We start from the raw sequence: 25,434 nt of genomic DNA, 5'->3' as shown, positions 1-25,434 counted from the left end.
AAGGAGAATAGACTTGGAAATTACACAACAAAACAATTCAAAAGACAGCGAGTACATTAAAAATAAAGTAATCCAATACAATATGTCTGTACTACCAGATGAAGTAAAAAGCCCACTAGAACATGTAAGTTTTCTATTAAAAGACAATGCTGGCAAAATATTTGGAGGCATAACAGGCACAATATATTTTTATCACCTCCATATCGATTTTTTATGGGTGGATGAGTCAGTACGTCATGGAGGATATGGTAGTCAACTATTAAATAAAATCGAAGAAATTGCCAAAGAGAAAAACTGTAGGCTTATACTACTTGATTCATTTAGTTTTCAAGCACCTGAATTTTATAAGAAACATGGTTACAGGGAGTTTGGCGTAGTGGAAGATCATCCTAAAGGGTATAGTCAACATTTTTTAGAAAAGCGATTAAAATTGTGAAATAATTATATTATGTAAATTGAATATTGGGAGGTAAATAGAATGTACAATTATACATTTCATCATAAACAACCTATTACTGCAAAAAAAGTGAAGCTACTGTACAATTCTGTTGGTTGGTGGCCTGAAAGAGATGAAGAAGATATTTCTAAAATGTTAGAGAATAGTATAGCGATTGGTGTATGGAAAGAGAAGCAATTAATAGGATTTGCAAGAGCAGTAACTGATGGTGTGTTTCGAGCGTATATTGAAGATGTTGTAGTACATAATAGTGTAAGGAATAAGGGAATTGGTGAGAAAATGATGACAATCTTGCTTCATGAGCTTGCTCATATAGATATTGTAAGTCTATTTTGTGAAGAAAAATTAATAAAATTCTATGGAAAACAACAATTCAAAGCAACGAGGCAAATAGTCATGCATCGTAATCAGCTTACAAGATAAGAGAATACGAGGTGGGAAGGGATCAAAGGAAGCAACACGTACATACTGCTTTTCAAAAAGAAAAGTAACGAAGGTTCTCTAGACGGATGGAATGCTACATGTATGAGAATTCATAATAAAATATTTGTAATTGATACACTGATGAATCAAGTACCTGAAACGAATTATTCTTTGCGGACAAGAGTGATGGAAATTATATAATATAGTCTGATGAAGACCAATAGGAGACAGGCCATGAAAGAGAACGAATTGTATGTTTATCACATCGTTACTAGGAAGAAAATGATTCTTGGGCAGATAATTACCTTTGACAAGAACCAAAATAATACCTTATATCGCTTCTTTTTTGAGAGAGAACAATTGAATTCAAAAGGTGAAGACTTTATTCAGATTGTACAAGATCATTATACAAATACAGGATTGAACATGAATAAAGAAAATGCCGAAGTAGCGATTAAGTATGTAGACCAAACAATCAGAGCAATTAGAGAAGTGATAGTAGAAATGGTTAGACTACAAGAATATCCTGAATATCCTTCAAGATTGTCTTGCTTATACGCTGCGAAAAGTTATGAAGATGCTTTGAAATGGAAAAAATTATTTGATTCTTATAGTCGGAAAGTTTTGCAGATTGTTAAGCTTCGAGTTATGGGGAATTCTTTTGAGGGTGATGGAAACCTTTTACCAAAGGAAGATGGTGTTCCTTTCTCTCGAAAAATTGAACAAGCTAAAGAATATTGGAAGGGTAATGTAAAAAATGAGCTTCCAGAGCTTTTAATTAATGGGAAAATTGAAGTGGTGGAAATTATTGATGATTTCTCAGCTTAAATTCTAGGAAAGTCTATGAATAAATGAACGAGAGGAAGAAAAATAGTATGTCAAAGTTATTACATGAATTATCTAAATTGAATAGTGAAATACTACGTCCTGAAGTATTAGATCATTTAAAAGTTACTTCAGGAAAATTGGTTGCTTGTGATCCTCTTATTTTTAATAAAAATCACTTCGAACAAACAATTAAGCTAGGTACATATCCAATTATTGCTTGGTGGAACGAGGAAGATGGTGTAATTGCTGGTGCTGAATTGAAAGTATCGGAATCAAAAGCGGTAGAGTGGAAGATGGCAACAAAGCCAGGACAGAATGTAAGTGAACTAGAGGAAGGCTACATTTTTGGCTATCCAGTTGATACGGGACTAGGGTGTTTTGCAGATGTAGAAGCAATTAATAAGTTAGAAGAAGTAGAAGATAGACTACAACAAGAACTAGGAGACGAATTTATTAGTTTGTATGATGATCTAATAGATGACGTACTAACAGAACATGATGATGAGTGGGGAAATTGTGTAGTGTGTGAGGAAACGGGGAGTAATATTATTATGTTCCGTTCGGGTTATGGTGATGGTTTTTATCCTTCCTATTGGGGGATTGATGAGAAGGGAAATATAGTTTCACTGGTAACTGATTTTCAAGTATTGCATGAGGAATAAATGAATAATGGTATAGGGGCTTTGAACAGTAGAGTAGAATGAGATGTGGAAATCAGAAATACACGCTTAGACGCTGTACATAGATGGAACAATGAGGAGTTTCAATTAGATTACATATCGGAAATCGTGCTGAAAGGGAACATGCACATCACTTTTATAAAAATATGGGGTACAGGTTTTGTGAAAGGTTTGGTGTGATGAGAGAGGATTTAAGGATGGAATATAAACGAAATAGGGTACTGTATACGGCACTAACCATAATAGTAATTATCTTTGGATTGGGATCAAGAAAGTTCGCGTATGTTTTACCAGATTTATTAAATGCCTATTTAGGAGATGCACTATGGGCGCTGATGATTTTCATTGGATTTGGATTTCTTTTTCATAAAATGGAGACTAAAAAGATTGCATTTTTAAGTTTACTATTTTGCTATGGGATTGAAATGAGTCAATTATATCATGCGGAATGGATAGATAGTATACGGGCAACGACATTAGGTGGGCTTGTATTAGGATATGGTTTTTTGTGGAGTGATTTATTAGCTTATACAATTGGAGTTGGAATAGGTATGCTTTTTGAATTCATGTTTCGAAAAGTATAAAAGGTTTCGGATTTCATAAAGGAGTATATGTACAATGGAACACATATTAAATATTACAAATTTTTGGTTTCAAGACGAGCAAGTAACAGCAGAAGCAATCCAACCGAAAGTAACGAAGATTATAAGGAATAAGCAAAATTATATATTAAAAGAAAAAGGTTCGATAAAGCAGTTGATGGCTGAAACAAATGTATTAAATCAACTTGTACAAAAAGGAATTAGAAAACAAAGGCTTTTGAAGACGAGAGGTAACGAAAGCTATATTTTACAAGATGATAAATATTATTGTATGTATGAGTATGTAGAGGGAAATGTTGTAGAAGTAAAACGCGTTGAAAATCTTAAAGTGTTAAGTAGTACTATTGGAAGTGAAGTTGCTAAGTTACATCAGGCACTTTGTTCCATAAATCATGTAGACGAATTTGTGGAACGTAATTTGTACAATGTAATTTATGATTGGGCTACACCTATTTTGAAAAGTAGTGAGCAAGTTCATCCTGAGCTCATTCAAACTATGTACCAGCTACAAAAAGACTTTAAAGACGCCATTACGTTGTTACCAATGCAACTCATTCATCGAGATATGCATTTATCTAACCTTATTTTTAAGGGAGAGGAATTTCAAGGATTTATAGATTTCGAGCTTATGGAAGTCAATGTGAAAATATTTGATTTGTGTTATTGTTTCACCAGTATTTTAAGCGAATTATTTTCTGATGAACAATTAAGAAGTAACTGGTTATATATTGTTCGAAATATTTTTAAGGGATACCATAAACAGAATCCTTTAACAGAAGAAGAGATTCAGGCGATTTGGTATGTAATGCTAGGTATTCAAGCCATCTTCATTACTTACTTTGTTCAATCGACAGAATTATTAAAATTAAATGAAGAGATGTTCTTTTGGATTTTATCAAATAAAGAGGCGATTGAAGAAACAATAAAGGGAGTAGAGATAGTTTAAGAGACAACAGTGTATAGATGAGAGAATTGATAGAGTATATTATGAATGAATCGTTTTAAAATCCCCTTTACATAGTGCAGAAAGGGGATTTTACTTTATTATTTACTAACTTCTTTAATCGTTAAATCCTTTGTCATAAGAATATGCGGAATACCGTCTTCCATAAATACGTCTGAAGAAGTATGATAGCCTAATTTTTTATAAAAGCCTTCTGCATGTGTTTGACCGTGTAATTTGACTTTAGAGATTTCTTTTTCTATAGCAATTTCTTCTAATGTTTGGATAATCACTTTTCCTAAACCATATTTGCGATAAGGTTGTAAAATGCAGATTCTTTCTAGTTTACCGGTGTTATCAACGAATCTAATGCGTCCAGTTCCTACAGGTACCTCATTAAAATAAACCAAAATATGATGACATACATCACTTAAATTATCGAATGTATCAAATTCATCTTCCAGAGGAACACCTTGTTCTTTGACAAATACTTCTTTTCGAATTTGAAAGGCAGTTTCTAAGTCAGTTATTTCTTTTATTTGTTTTGATTGCAATTTATTCAGTCCTTTCTTATATGATGGGAATATAAGGATACTGTTTTAAATCGAGAAGACCATTTTGGGGTTCTTTTTCCTGTCTTTGGACCTGACTCAATATCGATAATAATACACCACTTGAAACTCTTTATCGAATTGTATGCACTTGCTTCATCTAATTTTGAATGATGTTGTAAGCCTAGTCTTAACTTTAATGCTATGAAAATTACATGTTTGGACATATTAGAGACTGAATTAATTTTATCATATATGAATCCGGAGAACGAACAGAGGGCGGTAAGAAACTGCATTAGGACAAAAAGGCCAATAGAATTCATATAGACGGTCAACGGTGTATTAGCGTCGTAAGGTCTTTATAAAACAAGCATAGAGGACATAATGTCTCATATGTTGCATATATTACAATGAAAACAGTACAAGAACATTTTGTTCCTTGGTTAGCTTTATAAACTGATTTGTTTGCAGATGATTGGGAGGTTATGGAGTAATGGATAATACGGTAACTCAACAGAATATTGATAATATTTTAGAAAAAACTCAATGGACAGTGGAAGAATTTCATGGTAAATGTACAGTCGTGGTTGCGAAATTGCCAAATGGATTTATTTTAACCGAATCCAGCGCATGTGCTGATCCTGCTGATTATGATGTGAATATTGGAATTGAATGTTGTAAAGAACGGATCGTAAATAAGATTTGGGAATTAGAAGGATATAGATTGCAATCTGAATTAGCTAAATTCGTTTAGTAAGCTGCTATTAGTGAAGTGTCCCTAAAAAGTTAGACAGTTCCTTCGTTAGGTAACTTCTTGGGCATGAACTCGGTAATGTACGAGGGATCATGCCCTTTAGTTTTGTCATAATTCTTTAATTCCTTTTTCAGTTGCAATAATTGCTTTATCTACCATATTAATAAATAAACCTGTTTCAATTACACCAGTTATCATTTTTAATTGCTGATGAGTTTCAAGTGGCTTGGTTATTTGGTTTGGAAAAACACAATCTAAGATCATATTGCCATTGTCTGTTATAAATGGTTGATTGTTTTGGATACGTAAAATTGTCTGGCAACCAAAGGATTGAATTCGTTTTGCAGTTTGCTCCCAAGCGAAAGGTACTATTTCAATAGGAAGAGGAAAAATACCTAAATTCGTTACAAGTTTCGATTCATCAGCGACTATGATAAGTTTCTGGGAAGACACAGCAACTATTTTTTCGCGAAGAAGTGCACCACCGCCCCCTTTAATTAACTGTAAATCCGGGTTAATCTCATCTGCACCATCAATGGTGAGATCAAGATAATCTACGTCATTTAAAGAGATTAAGGGGATAGACAGTTGCTCTGCTAATTTCTGAGTTTCGATTGATGTTGGTACAGCTTGAATCGTTAAACCTTCGCTGACTAGCTGTCCTAATTTTTGTATCGTCCAATATACAGTGGAACCAGTACCAAGGCCGATTTTCATCCCATCTTTTATAAAATCAGCAGCATATTCACCAACTAAGCGTTTTAAATTCGTCATCGTTTTTCCTCATCATTCTGCTGGTCGTGGTCCCGCGTCTAATCCAGAATTTTCAACTGTTAATATAGGACGAACAGTAAGGTCTGTATGTACGTGCATTTGACACGACAATCGCAAATGATCTTCAATTCCTTTTTCGGTAATAGTATTCTTCTCAATATGTGTAGGCTCGCAGAAGTCTCCAGATACGATTTCTACACGGCAAGTCGTACAACGTGCTTTCCCGCCGCAGCGATGAAGAATATGGATACCATTATCTTCGAGTGCTAGTACTAACTTTGTTCCTTCTTTTACATCAAATGTGCCATTACCTACAACAGTTAATTTTGGCATATTCCAGCCTCCTCGTGTAAAATTCTACATAACATATTTATGACCGCACAATTACAAACATAAACATGATTTTTTTATTTGACCCGTAACTTTTTCATTTGTTCAATCGTTAATTAAGTAAGCGCTGAAAAGGAGTGGTTATTTTGTGCACAAAAGTAACTCAGATGTTAAGAAATTCTATCGATATGAATCATTCAAATATAAACTTTTTAATTGAAAATTACGCAGAGTTAAAAAGGTACTGTACATTTTTAACCAAAAGTAAATGGGATGGAGAAGATCTTGCCCAAGAAACGGTTTGTAAAGTACTTCAAAAATATGTGGAGAAAGATATTTGTATTACGCTTCTATATAAAATTGCTCGAAATAAATGGCTAGATCAACTAAAAACAAAATCAGTTCAAGAGAAATTAGAGCAGGAGATTCCATTTGAAGAACCGCATGGTAAAATTGCTGATTTGCATGAGATGGCAGAGAAAGTCTTGTCTTTATTAAATGTACAGCAATCCGTTATCTTCTTGTTAAAAGATGTTTTTCAATACAGCTTATCAGATATTGCGGAAATATGTTCAATCTCAGAAGGCGCAGTGAAGGCTTCCTTATTTCGTAGTAGAAATAGATTGAAAACGGTAAGTGAAGAAGAGAAGATTGAATTAGCCGGGCAGGATGATGACGTTGAAGTAATTGTAACAGCTATTCGTGAACAAAAACCACAATTGTTAACAAAACTTCTTCCGACAATACAGTTTGAACACGTATCACCTAAGCAGCCTGTACTATTATTCAATACAAAAGCACCTTCTTCTTACGGTTATATGCTATGTGCAGCTTAAAAAGTAGATGGAGGGATTATAATGAATGCAATTCCGTATGTTGTAGAACAAACAAAATTAGGAGAACGCTCCTATGATATATATTCAAGGTTGTTAAAAGACCGTATTGTCATGATCGGATCAGAAATTAATGATCAAGTAGCAAGCAGTATCGTGGCACAGTTATTATTTTTAGAGGCAGAAGATGCGGAGAAGGATATTTTTCTTTATATCAATAGTCCAGGAGGCTCAACTACAGCGGGATTTGCGATATTAGATACAATGAATTTGATTAAACCCGATGTTCAAACACTTTGTATGGGATTCGCAGCGTCATTTGGAGCCTTATTGTTACTCGCTGGAGCAAAAGGAAAAAGGTTTGCGCTTCCAAATAGTGAAATTATGATTCATCAGCCACTTGGCGGAGTAAAAGGGCAAGCGACGGAGATTGAAATAACTGCAAAACGAATATTAAAGTTAAAACATGATATTAATAAAATTATATCGGATCGAACAGGTCAACCAGTTGAAAAGGTAGCAGAGGATACAGAAAGAGATTACTTTATGACTGCAGAAGAAGCGAAAGCATATGGTATTGTTGACGCTGTTATTGAAAAAAAATAACTTAAAATAGGCCAGAGAATATACGATTCTCCGGCCTATTTTTATGCCATAAATCAATCCTTTGTCCATTCATCAACTAATGCTACATTCTGTTTAATCCATTTTCGTGCTGCTTCTTCAGGGTCCTTTGTTTTATTTAACATCACCATTAAAGTACCAAGTTGTTCATCATTCATTTTCCATCTATCGAAATATTTCACAATCTCTGGATAATCTTTTTCAAAACCTTTTCGTACAGAGTAATAAATGTCGTCTTTTTCACCATATACTTTTTTAGGGTCTTTTAAATATTTCAAATCAAATTCTGAAAAGCCCCAGTGTGGATTCCAAAGCGTTACAGCGATTGGTTTCTTTTGCGTATAAGCCTTTTTTAGCTCACTCATCATTGCCGCTTCCGAAGATTGGACAAGTTTTAGCTTGATATCATATTCTTTCATTGCTTTATCCGTTAAGTTCATAAGGCTACTACCGGGTTCAATCCCTACAATTTTGTTGTTCAATTCATCCTTATGGACGTTTAAATCTTCGATGCTGTTAATATCTTTCATATAAGAAGGAACAACTAATCCAAGTCCAGTGCCCTCATACCATTTCGATTTTAAGACAATGTCATTTTTATACCGATCATTTAAGGGTTTATCAGTAACCGGAAGCCATACTTCTAAATTTGCATCAACATCGCCGCGAGCGACACCAGTCCAAATGGCTGCTTTTTCCAAATACATGAGTTCAACTTTATAGCCTTTTTGTTCTAATAAAACTTTCCACATATTTGCAGCCGCAATATTTTCCTTCCAACTTGTTACACCAAGTTTAATTTTCCCTTTCGTATTTGCATTTGTAGCATTACAAGAGGCAATAATCATACTGATAAATAACAAAATGCTTATAAGCCATATTTTCCGTTTCATTGAATCCTCCCGTTTCATAAATAGAAATTTTCATTTCGTTTTGGATCGCGTTGTTAGTAGGAATAAATCTATAAGTGAACCTTCTTATTATGAACGGAAACAAGAATTTTAAAAAAATCCTCTTTATGTAATATTTCTGTTTAAAATCGTTACACTATGTGAATAGATAGGCAGAAAAGGAGTCGTTTTATGGAAAATACAAAAGTACGTGTAGAAAACGTAACAAAAGTATTTGGAAAAAATCCTCAAAGAGCAGTCGCCTTATTAAAAGAAGGAAAAAGTAAATCAGAAATATTGAAAGAAACAGGAATGAACGTTGGGGTGAAAAAGGCAACGTTTGAAGTATATACCGGAGAAATTTTTGTCATTATGGGGCTATCTGGGAGCGGAAAATCAACTCTTGTTCGTATGCTCAATCAGCTTATAAAGCCAACAGCAGGCCACATATACATAGACGGGGAAGATATCGCAACAATGGGGAAAGAGGCGCTTAGGAAAGTCAGAAGAACGAAAATGAGTATGGTTTTTCAAAAGTTTGCACTGTTCCCACATCGTACCGTCTTACAAAATGTTGCCTATGGATTAGAAATACAAGGGGTTCCAGTAGAAGAAAGAGAAGCAAAGGCACTAGAATCACTTAAATTAGTAGGATTAGATCATCATAAAAATAGTTATCCAGGGCAACTAAGTGGTGGAATGCAGCAGCGCGTTGGAATTGCCAGAGCTCTTACAAATGATCCAGATGTTCTACTTATGGACGAGTCATTTAGCGCATTAGACCCACTCATTCGAAAAGAGATGCAAGATGAATTGTTAGAGCTGCAAGATAAGATGGAAAAAACGATTATTTTTATTACACATGATTTAGATGAAGCGCTACGAATTGGGGATCGTATCGCATTAATGAAAGACGGAGAAATTGTGCAAATTGGTACTCCAGAAGAAATTATGATAAGCCCAGCCAATGAATTCGTAGAGAAATTCGTTGCTGATGTGAATTTAGGGAAAGTGATTACTGCTGAATCTATTTTGAAAAGACCAGAAACATTACTAATTGACCGCGGACCACGTGTAGCACTACAAATTATGAGAAATGCAGGTGTGTCCACTGTATATGTTGTAAATAAAAAACATGAATTTTTAGGTATTTTAACGGCTGATGATGCCAGTAAAGCTGTTCAAAAACAATGGCCAATCGCAGATTTACTCTTGAAGGATATTCCGCATGTTTATTCAGATACATTATTGGAAGAAACATATGCAAAAATGGCGGAAATGAAGCTGCCGTTACCAGTAATTGATGAAAAGAAAAGGTTAAGAGGCATAATAAAACGGGAAAGTGTCATTCAAGCCCTCGCAGGAAATATTGAAGAAGAGGTGAATGACGGTGAATAGTATTCCGCGTATTCCTTTAGGTGAATGGGTTGATGCATTCGTTGCTAGTTTATATGCGAATTTTGAAGGACTGTTTAGAGGGTTTTCATATGTCATTGGTGGTTTTGTTGATTTACTTACAAATTTCTTAACATTGATTCCAGCATTTTTAATGATTATAATCGTATGTTTTCTCGTTTGGTATACAACAAGGAAAATATCTTTAGTGGTATTTGCGTTAATCGGCTTATTATTTATTCTAAACATTAACTATTGGGGACAAACGATGCAAACATTGGCGCTTGTTCTCACATCAGTCATTATTTCCATTATTGTCGGGATTCCAATAGGTGTGTTAGCATCCCAAAATGAACGGTTTTCAAAAATATTAAAACCAACATTAGACTTTATGCAAACAATGCCGGCGTTCGTATACTTGATTCCAGCGATTACATTTTTCGGAGTAGGCGTTGTTCCTGGTATTATCGCTTCTGTTATTTTTGCAATGCCACCGACAATTCGTTTTACGGATTTAGGAATTAGACAAGTACCAGAAGATTTAATTGAAGCTGCAAATGCATTTGGTTCAACTACATCGCAAAAGTTATTTAAAGTTCAGTTACCTCTCGCAACGGGAACTATAATGGCTGGTGTAAACCAAAGTATCATGCTGTCCTTATCAATGGTTGTTACAGCTTCACTTGTAGGAGCACCAGGGCTTGGTGTAGATGTATATCGTTCTGTAACGCAAGTTAACATTGGAATGGGGTTTGAAGCTGGACTAGCTATTGTAGTCATTGCGATTGTATTAGATCGGATTACGCAAGGGTTTCACCGGAAAAGAAAAGGTTAAATAAAAACACGCATCATAATGGATCTTCTCATATACGATGCGTGCTTTTTATTGTGATGAAAGATCGGAAAAGATTACATACGAACAATTACCGGGCCTCCACCCGGGGCGCAAACTTGATTTTGTTGTTGTTCCATCGATTTGATTAATTGGTTGTTTTCTTCCATTAACGCGATTAATTTTGCTAATTGATTTTCAAGATTCGTCATTCGCTGCATCATATAATAAGAATCGTTAGGAAGCGGCGGTGTAGTTCGTACAGCTTGGTTTTGATGGGGGATGGGTGGGTGATTGAAATGTGAATTCATAAAGGGGTGCATGGGGTTTCTTCCTCCTTCAGTAAAAGATGGCTTTCTATAGTAAATGCCTATATAAGTGTAAAGGTGACTTATGAAAAATAAGGTAATAAGTGCGAAATACGAGATCATTTTGATTTTCATTTCTGTAAATGAATAACCAAAAATAAATTCTGATATTTAAGAAAAATCTAACTTACATTCCGTTTTTATGATATTATTAAATGTAAATTTAAGGAATGTGAGGGCTGCATATGTCTATTCAAAACTTCTCTGAAGAAAGCTGTTTTATTTGTCAAAAACATAACGGAAATATTCAAGTACCTGGTGGGACAATTTATGAAGATAACCTTGTATATGTAGGACATGTCTATTGGGAAGAGGACAAGACGTATCTCGGATATGTAATGATTGATATAAAAAGACATACGCCAGGATTAGCTGAATTAACAGAAGAAGAAGCGAAAGCTTTTGGTTTAATTACGAGCAGAGTAAGCCGTGCATTAAAAGAATGCGAGGGTGCAGAACATATTTATGCTTTCGTTTCTGGTAATGGAGTAAATCATATGCACATGCATATAATTCCACGTTATCCAAATACACCGAAGGAATTTTGGTCACCAACTAAGGTAGCAAATTGGGAAGGTGCACCATATGGACAAGAAGAACAAATACAAAAACTATGTGAAAGAATACGAACATATATGGTGAATGAGTATGCATACAACAAATAATACACAATATTCATGGGTTGGTAGTGACGAAATGTATTTAGGGGAAATTTCAGTTCAGCAACATGGTGAGATAGTGCTTGGCAGATATGGTGGGAATAAGAGTGCAGGCGCAAAGAAGAATGAAGACGGTGCTTTCGTTTGGTCAAATGGAAACTGGGAATTTGCAATGATATTAGATGGACACAATAGTGCAGAAAGTGTTGCTTTAGTAGTACATACAATAAAAAATGAATATGAAAATATAAAAGCTTTATTAGAAGAGCCTGTTGAAACGGTATTTCGATCTGTTGAAAATCATTTACTCGCACTTTTTCAATCAAATTCATTCAAACAGTCGTGCCAGCAAGTAAAAGGTGAGACAGCTTGCTTAATATGTATAAGAAAAGAAAATTATATTTGGTGGTTTTCTATAGGAGACTGCCTCGTTTATGTATTTCATGAAGAGTTACATAAGTTAGGACAGTATATGCTGAACCAACGTCATTTTTATGAATGGATTGGGCATGTGAATACATTTTCTTTACCAGTCCCGTGTTATTCTTCTGGTGTTCGAGAGTTACGTGCAGGAAGAAATAGAATCATAATGGTAACAGATGGTGTACTAGAATGCGGAGAACGCCGTTATGAAAATCCATTTTATTTGTATAAAGACATGTATGAAAATAAACCAGAATTAACAAAATGTGTTCAAGATGTCTTAGAACATGTTCATCATCAACTTGGACGAGATAGTGCCACGATAATGAGTTGGGATTATGATAATCGTGTGTATGCTACTTATCCGAGCGATCAACCGGAGAAAATCCGATCTTCAAATTAGTAAAATAGGGGGGGAGGAAATGAAAAGGCCCTTATTGCGTGTGGAAGCTATTATTATAGATGAGGAGCATTCTAAAGTTCTTGTTCAATGTGACGACAAAGAAACATTTTATCGTTTTCCAGGTGGAGCGATTGAATTTGGTGAGACAGCATATGAAGCAATTATTCGGGAACTACTTGAGGAATATGAATTACAAGTTCAAGTGGAAACATTAGTGATTGTAAATGAACATATATTCGAAGTAGAGGGCGAGTCATATCACTACTGTACGTTATTTCATTGGTGTAAGCCGATAACAAAGATAAATGAAGCGTTATTTCATAAAGAACATGAAAAAATTATTCTTACGTGGAAAGGTATACAAGAGTTGAAAGATAAACCGACGTATCCTGAGGGAATTGTTTCTTTAATAGAATCAAAATGCAATAATGTGTCGCATTTACTTACACAAAAGAATATGTAATTTTTTTCTTGTATATTTTGTTTTACCTCATGTGCGTTTTTGTTCTATATTTTTTACCTTAATATATCCGTACGGTGCTGAACGTGATCAAGAGATGGGGGGGATTTCGTGTTGTGGAAACTTTCAATAGTTGTAGTAATCATTGTCATACTTTTTCTTTTAGAGAATGTGTTAAGAAAAAAATTACATATACCTAGGAAAAATAGCATTATATATAAACCTGTAAATAATGCACATAAATGGGGAGAAATTAGTATTTTTACTATTTATCTAATTACTAGCTTCATTTTGATAGTGAGTTTCGATTATATTAATATGGGTTACTTAATCTTTATATTTTTAGTCGTATTACATATTTTTCGAACATTTATGGAATGGAAATATGATAAAGAGTCAAAGGAATATGTAATATCTTTTATAGGGGTTATATGTATAACGATTTCATTCAGTGTTGTAATTTATTTGTTTTAGACTCAAAACAAGAGTAGTATTCTGATATTTGAATGTGTGAAACTACTCTTGTTTTTTACTTGTCATTACATCTTTTTAAAACTTCTAAGTACAAGAAACTCCCACACTCTCCACGGAAGAATTTTTTTCGCAACCATCATCAATTTTACACCTTTTCCAATTGGATATCGTAATGTTGCCGTTTTTGTTTCAGCAATTGCTACAATCTTTTGAGCAACATCTATCGGATCGCCAAATGTTTCACTGCTACTATTCATATGATTCTGTATTTTATCCATATATTCTTTATAGGGAGAGGTTGTTTCTACATAATTTTCTGCAAGTTCTTTACCAACTTCCCATATGTTTGTGTTATAGGAACCGGGTTCGATTAATGAAACATCTATTCCATACGGTTTTACCTCTAGGCGCAGGGATTCACTCCAACCTTCTAATGCATATTTGGAGGAAACGTAAGGAGATAAACCAGGAAACCCAACTTGGCCACTAATACTACTTACATTAATAATCTTTCCACTTTGTTGTTTTCGCATATAAGGTAATACAAGTTGAGTTATAGAGATTGCTCCAAACACATTTGTCTCAAATTGTTTCCGATACTCTTCTACTGGAGTCTCCTCAACAAACCCACCGCTTGCGTATCCTGCGTTGTTGATTAAAAGATCTACTTGGTTTAACTCTTTTAAAAATAGTTGAAATGTATGTATAGATTTTTGATCTGTTACATCTAACTGGTGGATTTTGATATTTTTCTGTAGGTGTAATGCAGTAGCTTGAGATAATAATTCTGCTCGTTTATCAAGGTTACGCATTGTAGCGATGACGAAATAGTCTTTCTTTGCAAGTTCAAGGGTAGTTAAAAGGCCAAATCCACTGGATGCACCTGTAATAATCGCGATTTTACTCATTTTTCGCTCACTTTCTTTTTTCTTACATCATAACGATTTACGTGTAGAAAATCTATCATTCTCTTACATCACATCGTCAAGCATAGATATTGTTTCTTTAGATACATTTGTTATGGATTACTATATAGCTTGCCAGTCCTTTATTTGTCCGCAAATTGAAACTCAAACGTCCCCAAAAGGAATGCTTCAAAGATATATTGAATCCAATCTGAAATTTATAGATGAAAATTGAAAACGTATATTCGCTGTTATAGAAATTGTTTCGAATGAAAGAACAGATGAAGGGAAACTTCGGTTTGCAGCAGACCATACTAAAACTATTTTTCTTCCTATTGGAAATATTCTACGTTTTGGCATGCAGAAGGAGGGTTTCGAGAGTTTTTCACATCGTCCTTAAGGGTGATGGCGTTAGCCTAGAGCTAATGAGAAATTTCGATCTTAACGTTAAAGATTACACGAAAGAACTTATCAAGATCTTTGAGCGGGCAATTCAAAAGTAACGTATTACCTTAAGGAGGGGGAAGGACATGATATTTTATGAGGTTATTTGTTTTTGTTGTAAAAATGTATTTCGGGTATATGAAGGAACTGAAAAATATAAGAAATTCAAGGAAGATCAGAAAGGTAAATATTGCTGTGACGAATGTAATCATAAAATACAGCTTGAAGCAATAAAACATTTTTTTAGATAGTGGTAATAGCTACTTATTCTTAACTGATGGAACCTATGATAAACTGAGATTATCAAGATTTACCATTTAGGACAATATCTTATCGAACAAATTGGTGGAGGGTATTTAGCTAGAATTGCAGTAAATTATTAAGGGCTTTAGCAGTTTTATTTTTCTAAATCAATTTAATGTAAAAGGGGTATATTATGATTATTAACAAACAAGAGTTTGACGTAAATGGGGTAATGTATACTATTAGATCTGCAATGGATAAAGATGCAAAAGACTTATCAGAGTTAAGATTACAGATTGATGGAGAGACTGAAAATTTGGATAGAGAAAAAGGAGAGGGATTCATAGATACAAAGGGGTTTGAAGAGATTATACAAACAGACACTGAAAGTCCAAGAAACCTATTTTTAGTTGCTGTAGTGAATAACAGGATTGTTGGTTTTTCAAGGTGTGAGGGAGTGAATTTAAAGCGATTCTCGCATAAGGTAGAATTTGGAGTATGTGTATTAAAAGAGTTTTGGGGATATGGTATCGGTAAAAAACTTTTAAAAGAATCTATCTCTTGGGCTGACAGCAACGGGATCAAAAAGATTGCTTTGAATGTTTTAGAAACAAACGGTAAAGCAATTAAATTGTATGAAAAACTTGGTTTTGAAATAGAAGGAATATTAAAAAATGATAAAAGGCTTGCTGATAGTAAATACTATAATACTATTATTATGGGAAGATTTAATGGAGAATAGCTTATGGAATTACATATAGACGTTTCTAAGCGAGTAAAATAAAGTAGAAACATAGGCGAAAAGGAGTGAGAATCTTGCAACTAGGAACAAAATTATGCATTAGTATCGTGTCCACTGTTTTGTTCATTATAGCAAGCACAATATTTTTTCTAAATAATCATCCGATGAAATGGTTATGGATTTTTATTACAGTGAGTTCTATTGCGCAAAATGTAGTGATATATAGAAAATACAAAAGTGTTCATTAAAATATTCGAATTGTTAACATGTTTGTGTCATCTTCCTGATTTTATTGGAAACGTTTTTATGGGGTTTTATAATAAAATTATATTTCCTCGCACGAGCTCCTAAAAATGAATCTCCAACAATGAAGAAAAGGGAGATGATTTATTGTAGTACGGATTTAGAGGCCAGATGGAGGTACCTAGATATAATTAGGATGGATGCTGGGGAAATGTATCACCTGTGGCAAAGTTATTAGATGTTCCGTGTAGTACGTTTTATAAACGAATGCAACGGTTCCAATTGTAAAGAAGTAGATGTCGGTAAATCTACTTCTTTTGTATGTAGATGCATGTTCTGTCGGAATATGCGCTTACCGGGGAAATAGTAGAATGAAATGATTTCTATAGAGAGGGGAAATCTTTTAAGTTGGTCAACGCGATAAAGTCTACTACTTTACGGTTTAATGATAGTTTTCTTTAAGAAACTTTGAAATCATATGGTATTCATTCCATACTCGTTTCCTACCGATATCTGTTAAGTACCATGTTTCTTTCGTAAGGTTTCTATGATCTTGTAAAGGAAGAACATCGATAGTCATGTCATTTGTAGCAAACGCGGTCGCTATAAGCAAGAATCTTTTCATAAAAAAAGTTTTTCCCGCTAATAAAATATTTTTGTTTTCGGTTGTTTTTGATAGAAGAAGCATTGCGTTTTTTATAACATCATTAGCAGTATTAGCTTCTCCTGTTATAGGAATAACGAGTTCTTCAGGAATTCCTGATTGAACTAGGACTTCTTTATGAAAAGTAAACTCATTTGCATTTAAAAATGTATTATGTACACTGGGAATCATAATGGTTTTAAAGCTTTCCTCATGAAATAATGTGATAATTTGTTCATTTAATTCAGTGTAATGACCAGGATGATAGAGAACAGCATCTGGATTAGGAAATTTATATTGTCTTTCTATAAAAATCATTTCACTTAATAGAGTAGTAAATTGGTTATTCATAATATACATACCTTTCTTAAGAAATATTTATATACCTTTGAGTTATTCGGTGCCATAAATATTTTTCCTTTAGCTCACATAAATAAAGAAAAAATAAAGGAGAATCTGTCAAAACGTGCGCTTACCAGGGAAATAGTAGAAGTGTTTATAATGAAATTTCCTAGAAGTAATGCGAAAGGAGCGTTATAAATGAAGTATATAGAGGTTGGAATCGGAAATAGATGGTTTATTCGAACAGAAATAGAACGAGAAGATGGGACTGAATTTGAGCAAAAAGGAGTTGTGAAACCTATTTGTTTTGAATCATGCTATTTACGAGTTTGGTTTCGAAAAACTTGTTTTATATTAGACTCAAAAGAAGGGTTTAAGAAAGCAAAAAAGAAGCGGGATGAATATAAGTTTATTTTGGGAATTGTGAGTAGGATATAATAAAAAAGATGTCTAATTGAAGTTTCTTTTTCGAAATAGGAGGTTAAGATGCAAATAATTCATAGAATCCTTGTAAATTAAGGGTTCTTTTTTAATAGATAGGGAATATCTCAAGCTTCCATACTTTAAAATAAATGAAATACCACAGTTAGCTTTGTTATATCTTGAAAAATATCTTATGATTATAATTGAAGTTAAAAATAACTAAGATTTACAATTTAGGGAGAATTAATATGATTATATGGAAAATGATAGAACAATTTGCTTTACATGATTTACACAAGAAAAAAAGTAAGGATTTACAATTTAATCGAAATTTTCCTAAACTAGAAGGTGAAAAGAGGATAGAGGAGTTTTATAAATTATATCCAGCTGCTATTGCCTTTAATCCGCATAGATTACAGGAAGGAAAATATGAAATAGGGGAATTTAAATATGAAAGTGCTATTCAATCTGACCATTTAAATAATGATATTGTAAAGGGAGAGGCCTATTTATATACAAATAAAGAAGTTCCTAATGTTATTTTTGTTCATGGTTGGCGAATGGAATCAAATGATCGAGTTAAAAATATTTTTCATAAACGAATTATGGATTTAGGATGGAATATGTATTATTTTACACTTCCATATCACTTTGAAAGAAAACCCGAGGAATCTCTATACAGTGGCGAATATATGATTAGCGCAAATATTCAACGAACCATTCAATCGGTCCAACAAGCTGTAGTTGATTTAAGAGCATTAATCGACTGGATAAAAAGGAATAAGAAAGGACAAATAGTATTAATAGGTATAAGTTTAGGTGGGTTTATAACAAATTTAACGGCTCTTGTTGAGAGTAACATTGATGTATTAGCTTCTATATTCTATGCTAACCAATTGTCCTATTCAATATGGAATACAAGTCCTGGAAAGTTCATTAAAGCTGATTTACAACATCATGGTGTCACATACGAACAATTAAGCCAATATTGGAAGATTACGGAGCCTAGTCAAGCGCTACCAAAGGTGAATAAAGAAAACATTCTATTACTATCAGCAAAATATGATCAATATGTACATTTTCAGGATACTGAGTATTTATGGACTTCTTGGGATAAGCCAACTAGATATATTTATAATTCTGGTCACGCAGGAATTGTACTTAAGCGTAATAAAATTGCTACTGATACACTGGGATTTATTTGTAGTCGAATAATGAGAAAGTAGTGCGATCGTATTTGTAACATTAAGATGGATAATGATTCATTCATTATAAACAAAAAAATGCGCGCTTACTCTTAATATGAGAAAAATTAAGATTTCTTATATAGTCCTGAGGTATACATCTCTGTTAGTGTAAATACAATTTCCTCTACATCTATTTCCTTCTCATTTCGAACAATTTCCCATAGAAACATTTCGTTCATAGAGAACCAACCACGTGCTACTATTGCTTTATTTAATTCATTTCGTGCCAATCCATTTTCCTGAGAATAGGTGATATCTTGCATAATTCGATTTATAAAACGTTCTTGAATATCATTCCACTTTCGTCGAACTTCTTTTGACGCACCGATAGCCTCTTCAACGACGTGTAATATATTTCTTTCTTCTTCAGTTATTTGTAAAAAAGCTCGCGTTTGATTTTGTATCATACTGTGAGCTTCTTTTTTTGTTTTAGGCGAAAAGGAACGTTCGGCAATTTGATAAAAGCGGTTCATAATATCTTCCATAAGGATAATAAGGAGCTCATCTTTATTTTTAAAATATACATATGCCGTACCATAACCAGTTTCAGCATGTTTAATAATTTGAGAGATTGTTGTTTTGTGAAATCCGTTTTCTAAAAAAACATTGCGGGCAGATTTTAATAATTTATTTCTCGTTTCTATAGATCGCTGTTGTCTTGTTGAAAGAAGACCTTTTTCCAAACTGGACACTCCTTTATACTGAAATATCTGAAAATATATTTTTATTCTAGTTGAATCGAATACAAAAAGTCAACTGACATAATATCATTGACGTTATGTCAATTTTGATGTTATATTTCAATTAGTTGGAATAAAAAGAAAATTAAGAGAAGGTGAAAGAATGTATCGAGAGCCATTTGAACCATCTTGCGACTATGCGATTGAATGTGATAAATATGATGAACTTGCTGATTTTCAAAAAGAATTTTATAAGAAAGTAGATACAATATATTTAGATGGTAATTCATTAGGATTACTTTCAAAAAGAGCGGAAAAATCTTTACTTACTATGCTAGATTCATGGAAAGAGTATGGTATTGACGGGTGGACAGAAGGAGAACATCCTTGGTTTTTTCTCTCTGAACAATTAGGTGAATTAACTGCTCCTCTTGTTGGTGCTTTACCTGAAGAGGTAATTGTAACCGGTTCCACGACAACGAATATTCATCAAGTCATTGCGACGTTTTATGAACCGAAAGGAATTCGCACAAAAATTCTTGCAGATGAATTAACATTCCCGTCAGATATTTATGCGTTGCAAAGCCAAATCCGTTTAAAAGGACTAGATCCAGATGAACATCTTGTACGAGTGAAGAGCAGGGATGGTAGAATGCTTCAAGAGGAAGATATTATTGAGGCGATGAAGGATGATATTGCGTTAATTTTATTGCCTGCCGTGCTATATCGAAGTGGGCAAATTCTTGATATGAAGCGATTAACAGCTGAAGCGCACAAACGTGGTATCCATATTGGTTTTGATTTATGCCATTCCATCGGTTCAATCCCGCATGACTTTAAGGGGTGGGATGTTGATTTCGCAGTATGGTGTAATTATAAATATTTAAATGCAGGGCCTGGTGGTGTTGCTGGATTATATGTAAACAAGAAACATTTTGATCGTCTTCCTGGGCTTTCTGGCTGGTTTAGTTCGAGAAAAGATAAGCAATTCGATATGGAACATACATTAATGGCAGCTGAACATGCCGGGGCATATCAAATTGGTACACCTCATGTGTTAAGTACAGCGCCACTAATTGGTTCTCTTGAGATTTTCAAAGAAGCTGGCATTGAAAGATTACGAGAAAAATCATTACACATTACTCGTTATATGCTAGATTTAATCAACCATGAACTGAATGGGCTCGGATTTACAATTGGAAATCCATTAGAGGACGAGAAACGCGGGGGACATATTTATTTAGAGCATCCCGAAGCTGCGCGTATATGTAAAGCATTAAAAGCAAATGGAGTTATTCCTGATTTTCGTGCACCAAATGGAGTTCGCCTTGCGCCAGTTGCTTTATATAACACGTATGAAGAAGTGTGGAAGTCTGTGCAAATTTTGAAGAAAATCATGAAAGATGAAGAATATAAAAAATTTGAAAATAAGCGAGAGGTTGTGGCATAAGCGATGAAAGAATCTGATTGGATTGATATTTCACAACCATTAAATAATGATATCGCGACATGGCCAGGAGATACGCCATTTTCATACGAAGTCTCATGGTCAAAAGAACAAAGCGGATCTGTTAATGTTGGAAAATTAACGATGAGTATTCATACAGGTACGCATATTGATGCGCCATTTCATTTTGATAATAACGGGAAAAGAGTACTAGATTTAGATGTTAACGTCTATGTTGGTAAAGCTCGAATTATAGATGTATCAGGTATCGAAAGTATTGGCGCAAAAGAATTAGAAAAATTCCCTTTAGATGGAATAGAGAGGTTATTACTTCGGACTTCTTCACATGGAAATGCACAGGAGTTCCCGCAAGTAATTCCGTATTTACGTGCTGATATTGCACCATTTCTTTCGAAAAAAGGCATTCGATTAATCGGGGTAGATGTACCTTCTGTGGACCCATTAGATGATAAAGAATTAGCAACCCATCATCAATTATTTAAACACGGTATTCATATCTTAGAAAATGTTGTATTAGACCATGTACAAGACGGAGATTATGAACTGATTGCCTTGCCACTTGCATTGACAGATGCGGATGGTAGTCCGGTTCGTGCAGTCTTAAGACCACTATAAGAGCAAGCAGATGATGCATAGAAGGGGTGTTCATTTTTATGAAAGAAAATGAAAAAGTAATTATGGAAAAGGGAATTCATACGGATTTTAAAGAAAATATGACATACGGAGAGTATTTACAATTAGATAGTTTGTTAGGAAGTCAAAAAAGATTATCTGATCACCATGATGAAATGTTGTTTATTATTATTCACCAAGCAAGTGAACTGTGGATGAAACTCATTTTACATGAACTTAACGCAGCGATTGAATCGATTCAAAATGAAAGGTTAGCACCGGCATTTAAAATGCTTGCACGCGTTTCAAAAATTCAATCGCAAATTATTCAATCTTGGGATATTCTTGCAACGCTTACGCCATCTGAATATATTGAGTTTCGTGATTCACTCGGTCAAGCATCGGGATTTCAGTCCTATCAATACCGTATGATTGAATATGCACTTGGTTATAAAACGCCTCATGCATTAAAAATTTATGAAAAAGATCCAGAGTTACATGCTCGTTTGCATAAAGCGCTTCATTCAGCAAGTCTTTACGATGTTGCAATTCAGGCGCTTGTAAAAGAGGGATTCCCAATCAATCCAAATGTTTTAAATCGTGATATTACACAGCCTTATGAAGAAGATGCGACAGTTGAAGCTGCATGGTTAGAAGTGTATGCAGATGTAAAAAAATATTGGGATTTATATCAACTGGCTGAAAAGTTAATCGACATTGAAGATTGGTTACAGCAGTGGCGATTCCGCCATATGAAAACAGTAGAACGTATTATTGGACATAAAATGGGAACAGGTGGATCATCTGGTGTTTCTTATTTAAAACGTGTTCTTGATCAACGCTTTTTCCCAGAGCTTTGGAATGTGAGAACGAAATTGTAAAAAAGTAGCAAAAAGATGATCGAAAGAACATAATCATTAAGTTAACAAAAATAAGCCCGATACTGAAAGCATCGGGCTTATTTTTGTTAGATATAGAATACAAGCTTTTACATTTGGTATACTCAAATAAGACTTTAATTTATGTGATTTTTTAAGGGTTGTATGGAAGTGAATTTTGATATTTTTGAGTGATATCAAATGGTAACTATTTGGTATATAGGTGTGTTTTTTCCCATTTTGTGATAGGTCTTGAACAATCTTACAAAAATAAAAATCATATTTCTGCATGATGCAAACAATGTGTTGTATATATTTGGAAAATAAATATATGTGATACACGTTGCAATTAATTCATGCTATAATCTGTTACACATCTCACAATTAAAGGAGTATTCTATGAATAATTTCCCTAAAAGTTTATTGGTTTTATTTCTAATCGTAATATGTAGTTGTATTCTTTTAGGTATGTAAACATAGAAAAAAGGAAGTAAATTTTAATCATTTACTTCCTTTTTTCTGTAGGGAAACTATCGTGTTCATAAGCTGTTTAGTACATCAAAAAATACTATAGCATTCATCTTTTTTATTACATCCCTAGAGCAAAGCAATTAGTAACGTTAAATTAATCAACAAAAAAATTAAAAAATACCATTAAAGAAAAAAAGTTTCACTATATCACAGTAGAATAGTAAAGACTATTAGAAGAAAGCAAGTGTTTGGAGGAACGAGTATTGGATTTTTATATGCTAGAAAATATGTTTAAAATGAAGAAAGTAAATACATTTCTCGTTTATCAACAAGGTGAGTTAACAACCAAATATTATAAAACAAAAGAATGTGCAAACAATTTATATAAAATTAATTCTATTACTAAAAGTATCGTGTCGATTTTAATCGGTATAGCAATAGATAAAGGATACATAAGTGATATACATACTCCTATAGCAAAGTGGATTCCGCATGTACCGAAAGAAAAGAAGGGATTAACCATCTATCACTTGCTGACAATGACAACTGGTGAAGAATGGAAGGAGTTTGGTAATGGAGTTGTATTTCCGAACGATTTTGTGGAATCAGACAATTGGATAAAATACATTTTACAGAAACCATTAATAGAAGAGATAGGAACGAAAATGAATTATAATTCAGGTTCTTCACATTTGTTAAGTTATATCCTACAAGTTGCAACTGGAAAGACAACGGAGCTGTTTGCAAAGGAATATCTATTTAATCCTTTACAAATTACCGAATATGAGTGGCAACAAGATCCACAAAATATTTATGTTGGTGGATTTGGTGTGAAAATGAAAGGGGAGGATTTGTTAAAAATAGGATTATTATGTCTACAGAATGGATTTTGGAGCGGAGAAAAGATTGTATCCTCAAGTTGGATTGAACAATCGAGTAAGCCGCGTTTTTTAACATACGAGCATGTTGGGGCATATGGCTATCACTGGTGGATATTAGACAATGAAAGATTTCACATACCGTATTATATATATTTTGCAATGGGATATGGTGGGCAATATATTATCATTGTTCCGCAGTTAGAACTTGTGGCAGTAATAAGTAGTCAAATGCCAAAGCGTGGATTAGTACCACTTAAATTATTTATCGAGTATTTAGAAGAGATACATAAACATACATAAATTTTAGATTGGGCTCTAAATCCCATACCCATCAAGTTAACGGTGAGTTTGAAATTTATGGCTCAAATCTTCGGTCTTTCTCATTTAGTTGGTGCTGTAATACTGTTTGTTTTATATAACTAACAAGAATTCTATGATACGAGTAGAATTCGTACTAGGCTATGTAATGGTAGTTGTTTTCTTTACTATGATGTTTGGCTTGAGAATCGTAAAGAGATTTGATCAGTAATTGGGGTACAGCCGAGATATGTGTAAAAATAAGTCATAGACTTACTTTTATTTCTAATTTCATTTGAAATCGGATTTTTTGTTTTTTATAAAAAGGAGTAAAGTGGTGAAGGTTAAAGAGAATAGAAAATTTAGGCGATCTTTTAAAACAATGTTGAAATTATATAACTTTTAAGGGAAGACATTTTGACTTCCCTTAATTCGCTTTTAAAGAAGATTATACATCAATCATTTTTTATTTTATTATCATTTAACGTATATATGATTTTTCAGCCATTGTCTGAAATACTGCAACTGTTCCTCAGTATGGAAATAGTGTTCTCCATTCTCCATTACTTGCAAATTACAGTTAAAACGTTTATTAAATTCAGATACAACGTCAAACTCACATAAGTTATCTTCTGAACCATAGAGAATTGAAGTTGGATTATTCCAAGCAACAATAGGATGTTCTTTCACATAACAGTAGTAATCCCAATAGAGAGTTTGTCCAATAGGTGTAGAAATTTCTTTCTCTATTTTTAGTCTACTCTCACTTACGTTAAACCACGTCATCATATTATTTATGATACGTTCCATATTTACCACAGGAGAGAGAAACAAGCACTGCTTCAACGGCTCATGGCTATATTCTAATAGACTAAAATACGCTCCCATGCTACAAGCAAAAATGCTTATATTATTTGATAACGATTTTGCATAGGTCATAATTGTATTAAGGTCTTGGACACAGTTTTGAACTTTGTAAAGATAAGTATCATCCTTACGGTCACCATGTTGAGGTAAATCAAAACTAAGCACTTGATAACCTACTGCTGTTGCTTCTTCTGCAAATACAATAATTGAGTCATCTGCCTTGTTTGACATGTTACCATGCACCACCACAAATAACTTATCTGATTTGTCACCCCACAAAACCGCTGGAATATTTTCTATTTTAAAATTATTTTTCATCATTACAATTTATCCTCCATGAAATAC

At 33.7% G+C, this 25,434-nt stretch carries 32 protein-coding genes and 3 pseudogenes; 26 read left to right on the top strand and 9 right to left on the bottom strand.

Annotation, left to right across the window (positions count from 1 at the left end):
* The first annotated feature begins 82 nt into the window (after positions 1-82).
* The 7 genes and pseudogenes from QRY57_RS14235 to QRY57_RS14205 all read left to right on the top strand — a co-directional run bounded on the left by QRY57_RS14235 (position 83) and on the right by QRY57_RS14205 (position 3,936).
* Complete coding sequence (locus QRY57_RS14235; RefSeq protein WP_286017863.1) at positions 83-436, top strand: GNAT family N-acetyltransferase; 354 nt, start codon at positions 83-85, stop codon at positions 434-436.
* Between the two features lie 42 nt (positions 437-478).
* On the top strand, positions 479-880 hold the full coding sequence (locus tag QRY57_RS14230; RefSeq protein WP_286015322.1) for a GNAT family N-acetyltransferase: 402 nt from the start codon (positions 479-481) through the stop codon (positions 878-880).
* Between the two features lie 4 nt (positions 881-884).
* Positions 885-1,012: pseudogene (locus tag QRY57_RS14225) on the top strand (MmcQ/YjbR family DNA-binding protein); the annotation flags it as partial.
* Between the two features lie 102 nt (positions 1,013-1,114).
* Positions 1,115-1,708, top strand: a complete 594-nt coding sequence (locus QRY57_RS14220) for a DUF2441 domain-containing protein (protein ID WP_286015321.1) — start codon at positions 1,115-1,117, stop codon at positions 1,706-1,708.
* Between the two features lie 47 nt (positions 1,709-1,755).
* Entirely contained in the window at positions 1,756-2,370 is a 615-nt protein-coding gene (locus QRY57_RS14215; RefSeq protein ID WP_286015320.1) for a DUF4241 domain-containing protein, read from the top strand.
* 215 nt (positions 2,371-2,585) lie between these two features.
* Complete coding sequence (locus tag QRY57_RS14210) at positions 2,586-2,972, top strand: ribosomal maturation YjgA family protein (RefSeq protein WP_286015319.1); 387 nt, start codon at positions 2,586-2,588, stop codon at positions 2,970-2,972.
* Between the two features lie 34 nt (positions 2,973-3,006).
* Positions 3,007-3,936, top strand: a complete 930-nt coding sequence (locus tag QRY57_RS14205) for a phosphotransferase enzyme family protein (protein WP_286015318.1) — start codon at positions 3,007-3,009, stop codon at positions 3,934-3,936.
* Positions 3,937-4,034: 98 nt separating this feature from the next.
* Here the strand turns inward: QRY57_RS14205 and QRY57_RS14200 are convergent, their stop codons facing one another.
* Positions 4,035-4,487 (bottom strand): GNAT family N-acetyltransferase, encoded by a 453-nt coding sequence (locus tag QRY57_RS14200; RefSeq protein WP_286015317.1) that lies wholly within the window; start codon positions 4,485-4,487, stop codon positions 4,035-4,037.
* 490 nt (positions 4,488-4,977) lie between these two features.
* On the opposite strand from QRY57_RS14200, the gene QRY57_RS14195 reads away from it, so the two are divergent.
* Positions 4,978-5,238 (top strand): Gp49 family protein, encoded by a 261-nt coding sequence (locus tag QRY57_RS14195; protein ID WP_286015316.1) that lies wholly within the window; start codon positions 4,978-4,980, stop codon positions 5,236-5,238.
* Between the two features lie 108 nt (positions 5,239-5,346).
* Here QRY57_RS14195 and rpiA read toward each other — a convergent pair whose 3' ends face one another.
* On the bottom strand, positions 5,347-6,012 hold the full coding sequence (rpiA, locus tag QRY57_RS14190; RefSeq protein WP_286015315.1) for a ribose 5-phosphate isomerase A: 666 nt from the start codon (positions 6,010-6,012) through the stop codon (positions 5,347-5,349).
* A 12-nt stretch (positions 6,013-6,024) separates the two neighbouring features.
* Positions 6,025-6,345, bottom strand: a complete 321-nt coding sequence (locus QRY57_RS14185) for a 2Fe-2S iron-sulfur cluster-binding protein (RefSeq protein WP_286015314.1) — start codon at positions 6,343-6,345, stop codon at positions 6,025-6,027.
* 143 nt (positions 6,346-6,488) lie between these two features.
* On the opposite strand from QRY57_RS14185, the gene QRY57_RS14180 reads away from it, so the two are divergent.
* Together QRY57_RS14180 and clpP are read left to right on the top strand one after the other, a co-directional pair.
* A complete protein-coding gene (locus tag QRY57_RS14180; protein ID WP_286015313.1) occupies positions 6,489-7,178 on the top strand; it encodes an RNA polymerase subunit sigma-70 in 690 nt (229 codons plus the stop codon).
* A gap of 21 nt (positions 7,179-7,199) precedes the next feature.
* On the top strand, positions 7,200-7,781 hold the full coding sequence (clpP, locus tag QRY57_RS14175) for an ATP-dependent Clp endopeptidase proteolytic subunit ClpP (protein WP_208017525.1): 582 nt from the start codon (positions 7,200-7,202) through the stop codon (positions 7,779-7,781).
* Positions 7,782-7,834: 53 nt separating this feature from the next.
* On the opposite strand, the gene QRY57_RS14170 is transcribed toward clpP, so the two are convergent.
* Positions 7,835-8,692 (bottom strand): glycine betaine ABC transporter substrate-binding protein, encoded by an 858-nt coding sequence (locus tag QRY57_RS14170; protein WP_286015312.1) that lies wholly within the window; start codon positions 8,690-8,692, stop codon positions 7,835-7,837.
* 189 nt (positions 8,693-8,881) lie between these two features.
* Here QRY57_RS14170 and QRY57_RS14165 point away from each other — a divergent pair, with 189 nt between their 5' ends.
* Positions 8,882-10,087 (top strand): quaternary amine ABC transporter ATP-binding protein, encoded by a 1,206-nt coding sequence (locus tag QRY57_RS14165; RefSeq protein ID WP_286015311.1) that lies wholly within the window; start codon positions 8,882-8,884, stop codon positions 10,085-10,087.
* Complete coding sequence (locus QRY57_RS14160) at positions 10,080-10,919, top strand: ABC transporter permease (RefSeq protein ID WP_026590993.1); 840 nt, start codon at positions 10,080-10,082, stop codon at positions 10,917-10,919. Before QRY57_RS14165 ends, QRY57_RS14160 begins: the two co-directional genes overlap by 8 nt.
* 74 nt (positions 10,920-10,993) lie before the next feature.
* On the opposite strand, the gene QRY57_RS14155 is transcribed toward QRY57_RS14160, so the two are convergent.
* Positions 10,994-11,239, bottom strand: coding sequence for a hypothetical protein (locus tag QRY57_RS14155; protein WP_286015310.1), 246 nt, complete (start codon positions 11,237-11,239; stop codon positions 10,994-10,996).
* 230 nt (positions 11,240-11,469) lie between these two features.
* On the opposite strand from QRY57_RS14155, the gene QRY57_RS14150 reads away from it, so the two are divergent.
* The 4 genes from QRY57_RS14150 (at position 11,470) to QRY57_RS14135 (ending at position 13,703) form a co-directional block, all read left to right on the top strand.
* Positions 11,470-11,949 carry an HIT family protein gene (locus QRY57_RS14150; protein WP_026590992.1) on the top strand — a complete coding sequence of 160 codons (480 nt, stop codon included), beginning with the start codon at positions 11,470-11,472 and terminating at the stop codon, positions 11,947-11,949.
* The gene (locus QRY57_RS14145; protein ID WP_286015309.1) at positions 11,927-12,769 is read left to right on the top strand and encodes a PP2C family serine/threonine-protein phosphatase; all 843 of its coding nucleotides are present in this window, start codon (positions 11,927-11,929) and stop codon (positions 12,767-12,769) included. The genes QRY57_RS14150 and QRY57_RS14145 overlap by 23 nt, the downstream gene beginning before the upstream one ends.
* Positions 12,770-12,788: 19 nt before the next feature.
* The gene (locus QRY57_RS14140; RefSeq protein WP_286015308.1) at positions 12,789-13,232 is read left to right on the top strand and encodes an NUDIX domain-containing protein; all 444 of its coding nucleotides are present in this window, start codon (positions 12,789-12,791) and stop codon (positions 13,230-13,232) included.
* A gap of 108 nt (positions 13,233-13,340) precedes the next feature.
* Positions 13,341-13,703, top strand: a complete 363-nt coding sequence (locus QRY57_RS14135; protein ID WP_286015307.1) for a DUF4181 domain-containing protein — start codon at positions 13,341-13,343, stop codon at positions 13,701-13,703.
* A 65-nt stretch (positions 13,704-13,768) separates the two neighbouring features.
* On the opposite strand, the gene QRY57_RS14130 is transcribed toward QRY57_RS14135, so the two are convergent.
* A complete protein-coding gene (locus QRY57_RS14130) occupies positions 13,769-14,611 on the bottom strand; it encodes an oxidoreductase (protein ID WP_286015306.1) in 843 nt (280 codons plus the stop codon).
* Positions 14,612-15,138: 527 nt separating this feature from the next.
* Here QRY57_RS14130 and QRY57_RS14125 point away from each other — a divergent pair.
* The 3 genes and pseudogenes from QRY57_RS14125 to QRY57_RS27165 form a co-directional block, all read left to right on the top strand.
* Positions 15,139-15,303, top strand: a complete 165-nt coding sequence (locus QRY57_RS14125) for a DUF2197 domain-containing protein (protein WP_081810979.1) — start codon at positions 15,139-15,141, stop codon at positions 15,301-15,303.
* 185 nt (positions 15,304-15,488) lie between these two features.
* Entirely contained in the window at positions 15,489-16,037 is a 549-nt protein-coding gene (locus tag QRY57_RS14120) for a GNAT family N-acetyltransferase (RefSeq protein ID WP_286015305.1), read from the top strand.
* A 450-nt stretch (positions 16,038-16,487) separates the two neighbouring features.
* A pseudogene (locus tag QRY57_RS27165) lies at positions 16,488-16,568 on the top strand (helix-turn-helix domain-containing protein); the annotation flags it as partial.
* 154 nt (positions 16,569-16,722) lie between these two features.
* Here QRY57_RS27165 and QRY57_RS14115 read toward each other — a convergent pair.
* On the bottom strand, positions 16,723-17,274 hold the full coding sequence (locus QRY57_RS14115) for a hypothetical protein (protein WP_090689655.1): 552 nt from the start codon (positions 17,272-17,274) through the stop codon (positions 16,723-16,725).
* Between the two features lie 189 nt (positions 17,275-17,463).
* Between QRY57_RS14115 and QRY57_RS14110 the strand changes: the two genes are divergently transcribed.
* A complete protein-coding gene (locus QRY57_RS14110; RefSeq protein ID WP_286017800.1) occupies positions 17,464-17,703 on the top strand; it encodes a DUF3977 family protein in 240 nt (79 codons plus the stop codon).
* Positions 17,704-17,936: 233 nt separating this feature from the next.
* Positions 17,937-18,914: an alpha/beta hydrolase family protein gene (locus tag QRY57_RS14105; protein ID WP_286017799.1), complete on the top strand. Its 978-nt coding sequence runs from the start codon at positions 17,937-17,939 to the stop codon at positions 18,912-18,914.
* Between the two features lie 86 nt (positions 18,915-19,000).
* Here the strand turns inward: QRY57_RS14105 and QRY57_RS14100 are convergent, their stop codons facing one another.
* Complete coding sequence (locus QRY57_RS14100) at positions 19,001-19,618, bottom strand: TetR/AcrR family transcriptional regulator (protein ID WP_286017798.1); 618 nt, start codon at positions 19,616-19,618, stop codon at positions 19,001-19,003.
* Positions 19,619-19,778: 160 nt separating this feature from the next.
* Between QRY57_RS14100 and kynU the strand changes: the two genes are divergently transcribed.
* The 5 genes and pseudogenes from kynU to QRY57_RS27010 all read left to right on the top strand — a co-directional run.
* A complete protein-coding gene (kynU, locus tag QRY57_RS14095) occupies positions 19,779-21,065 on the top strand; it encodes a kynureninase (RefSeq protein ID WP_208017513.1) in 1,287 nt (428 codons plus the stop codon).
* A gap of 3 nt (positions 21,066-21,068) precedes the next feature.
* On the top strand, positions 21,069-21,698 hold the full coding sequence (gene kynB, locus QRY57_RS14090; RefSeq protein WP_286017797.1) for an arylformamidase: 630 nt from the start codon (positions 21,069-21,071) through the stop codon (positions 21,696-21,698).
* Between the two features lie 38 nt (positions 21,699-21,736).
* Positions 21,737-22,576, top strand: coding sequence for a tryptophan 2,3-dioxygenase (gene kynA / locus QRY57_RS14085; RefSeq protein WP_026590981.1), 840 nt, complete (start codon positions 21,737-21,739; stop codon positions 22,574-22,576).
* A gap of 731 nt (positions 22,577-23,307) precedes the next feature.
* Positions 23,308-24,225, top strand: coding sequence for a serine hydrolase domain-containing protein (locus tag QRY57_RS14080; protein WP_286017796.1), 918 nt, complete (start codon positions 23,308-23,310; stop codon positions 24,223-24,225).
* Between the two features lie 42 nt (positions 24,226-24,267).
* Positions 24,268-24,454 (top strand): annotated as a pseudogene (locus tag QRY57_RS27010) (hypothetical protein); the annotation flags it as partial.
* 245 nt (positions 24,455-24,699) lie between these two features.
* Here QRY57_RS27010 and QRY57_RS14075 read toward each other — a convergent pair.
* The gene (locus QRY57_RS14075; RefSeq protein WP_286017795.1) at positions 24,700-25,410 is read right to left on the bottom strand and encodes an alpha/beta hydrolase; all 711 of its coding nucleotides are present in this window, start codon (positions 25,408-25,410) and stop codon (positions 24,700-24,702) included.
* Positions 25,411-25,434 lie beyond the last annotated feature (24 nt).

It is taken from the genome of Bacillus arachidis, from assembly GCF_030285945.1.
Lineage (GTDB): Bacteria > Bacillota > Bacilli > Bacillales > Bacillaceae_G > Bacillus_A > Bacillus_A arachidis.
The sequence above is the reverse complement of the archived record's forward strand: the minus strand, read 5'-3'. Positions and strand labels throughout refer to the sequence as shown.

Coding starts and splice junctions, on each gene's coding strand:
- QRY57_RS14235 (WP_286017863.1), top strand. CDS start 83: ATGTCTGTACTACCAGATGAAGTAAAAAGCCCACTAGAACATGTAAGT.
- QRY57_RS14230 (WP_286015322.1), top strand. CDS start 479: ATGTACAATTATACATTTCATCATAAACAACCTATTACTGCAAAAAAA.
- QRY57_RS14220 (WP_286015321.1), top strand. CDS start 1,115: ATGAAAGAGAACGAATTGTATGTTTATCACATCGTTACTAGGAAGAAA.
- QRY57_RS14215 (WP_286015320.1), top strand. CDS start 1,756: ATGTCAAAGTTATTACATGAATTATCTAAATTGAATAGTGAAATACTA.
- QRY57_RS14210 (WP_286015319.1), top strand. CDS start 2,586: ATGGAATATAAACGAAATAGGGTACTGTATACGGCACTAACCATAATA.
- QRY57_RS14205 (WP_286015318.1), top strand. CDS start 3,007: ATGGAACACATATTAAATATTACAAATTTTTGGTTTCAAGACGAGCAA.
- QRY57_RS14195 (WP_286015316.1), top strand. CDS start 4,978: ATGGATAATACGGTAACTCAACAGAATATTGATAATATTTTAGAAAAA.
- rpiA (WP_286015315.1), bottom strand. CDS start 6,012: ATGACGAATTTAAAACGCTTAGTTGGTGAATATGCTGCTGATTTTATA.
- QRY57_RS14185 (WP_286015314.1), bottom strand. CDS start 6,345: ATGCCAAAATTAACTGTTGTAGGTAATGGCACATTTGATGTAAAAGAA.
- clpP (WP_208017525.1), top strand. CDS start 7,200: ATGAATGCAATTCCGTATGTTGTAGAACAAACAAAATTAGGAGAACGC.
- QRY57_RS14170 (WP_286015312.1), bottom strand. CDS start 8,692: ATGAAACGGAAAATATGGCTTATAAGCATTTTGTTATTTATCAGTATG.
- QRY57_RS14165 (WP_286015311.1), top strand. CDS start 8,882: ATGGAAAATACAAAAGTACGTGTAGAAAACGTAACAAAAGTATTTGGA.
- QRY57_RS14155 (WP_286015310.1), bottom strand. CDS start 11,239: ATGCACCCCTTTATGAATTCACATTTCAATCACCCACCCATCCCCCAT.
- QRY57_RS14150 (WP_026590992.1), top strand. CDS start 11,470: ATGTCTATTCAAAACTTCTCTGAAGAAAGCTGTTTTATTTGTCAAAAA.
- QRY57_RS14145 (WP_286015309.1), top strand. CDS start 11,927: ATGAGTATGCATACAACAAATAATACACAATATTCATGGGTTGGTAGT.
- QRY57_RS14140 (WP_286015308.1), top strand. CDS start 12,789: ATGAAAAGGCCCTTATTGCGTGTGGAAGCTATTATTATAGATGAGGAG.
- QRY57_RS14130 (WP_286015306.1), bottom strand. CDS start 14,611: ATGAGTAAAATCGCGATTATTACAGGTGCATCCAGTGGATTTGGCCTT.
- QRY57_RS14125 (WP_081810979.1), top strand. CDS start 15,139: ATGATATTTTATGAGGTTATTTGTTTTTGTTGTAAAAATGTATTTCGG.
- QRY57_RS14120 (WP_286015305.1), top strand. CDS start 15,489: ATGATTATTAACAAACAAGAGTTTGACGTAAATGGGGTAATGTATACT.
- QRY57_RS14115 (WP_090689655.1), bottom strand. CDS start 17,274: ATGAATAACCAATTTACTACTCTATTAAGTGAAATGATTTTTATAGAA.
- QRY57_RS14110 (WP_286017800.1), top strand. CDS start 17,464: ATGAAGTATATAGAGGTTGGAATCGGAAATAGATGGTTTATTCGAACA.
- QRY57_RS14105 (WP_286017799.1), top strand. CDS start 17,937: ATGATTATATGGAAAATGATAGAACAATTTGCTTTACATGATTTACAC.
- kynU (WP_208017513.1), top strand. CDS start 19,779: ATGTATCGAGAGCCATTTGAACCATCTTGCGACTATGCGATTGAATGT.
- kynB (WP_286017797.1), top strand. CDS start 21,069: ATGAAAGAATCTGATTGGATTGATATTTCACAACCATTAAATAATGAT.
- kynA (WP_026590981.1), top strand. CDS start 21,737: ATGAAAGAAAATGAAAAAGTAATTATGGAAAAGGGAATTCATACGGAT.
- QRY57_RS14075 (WP_286017795.1), bottom strand. CDS start 25,410: ATGATGAAAAATAATTTTAAAATAGAAAATATTCCAGCGGTTTTGTGG.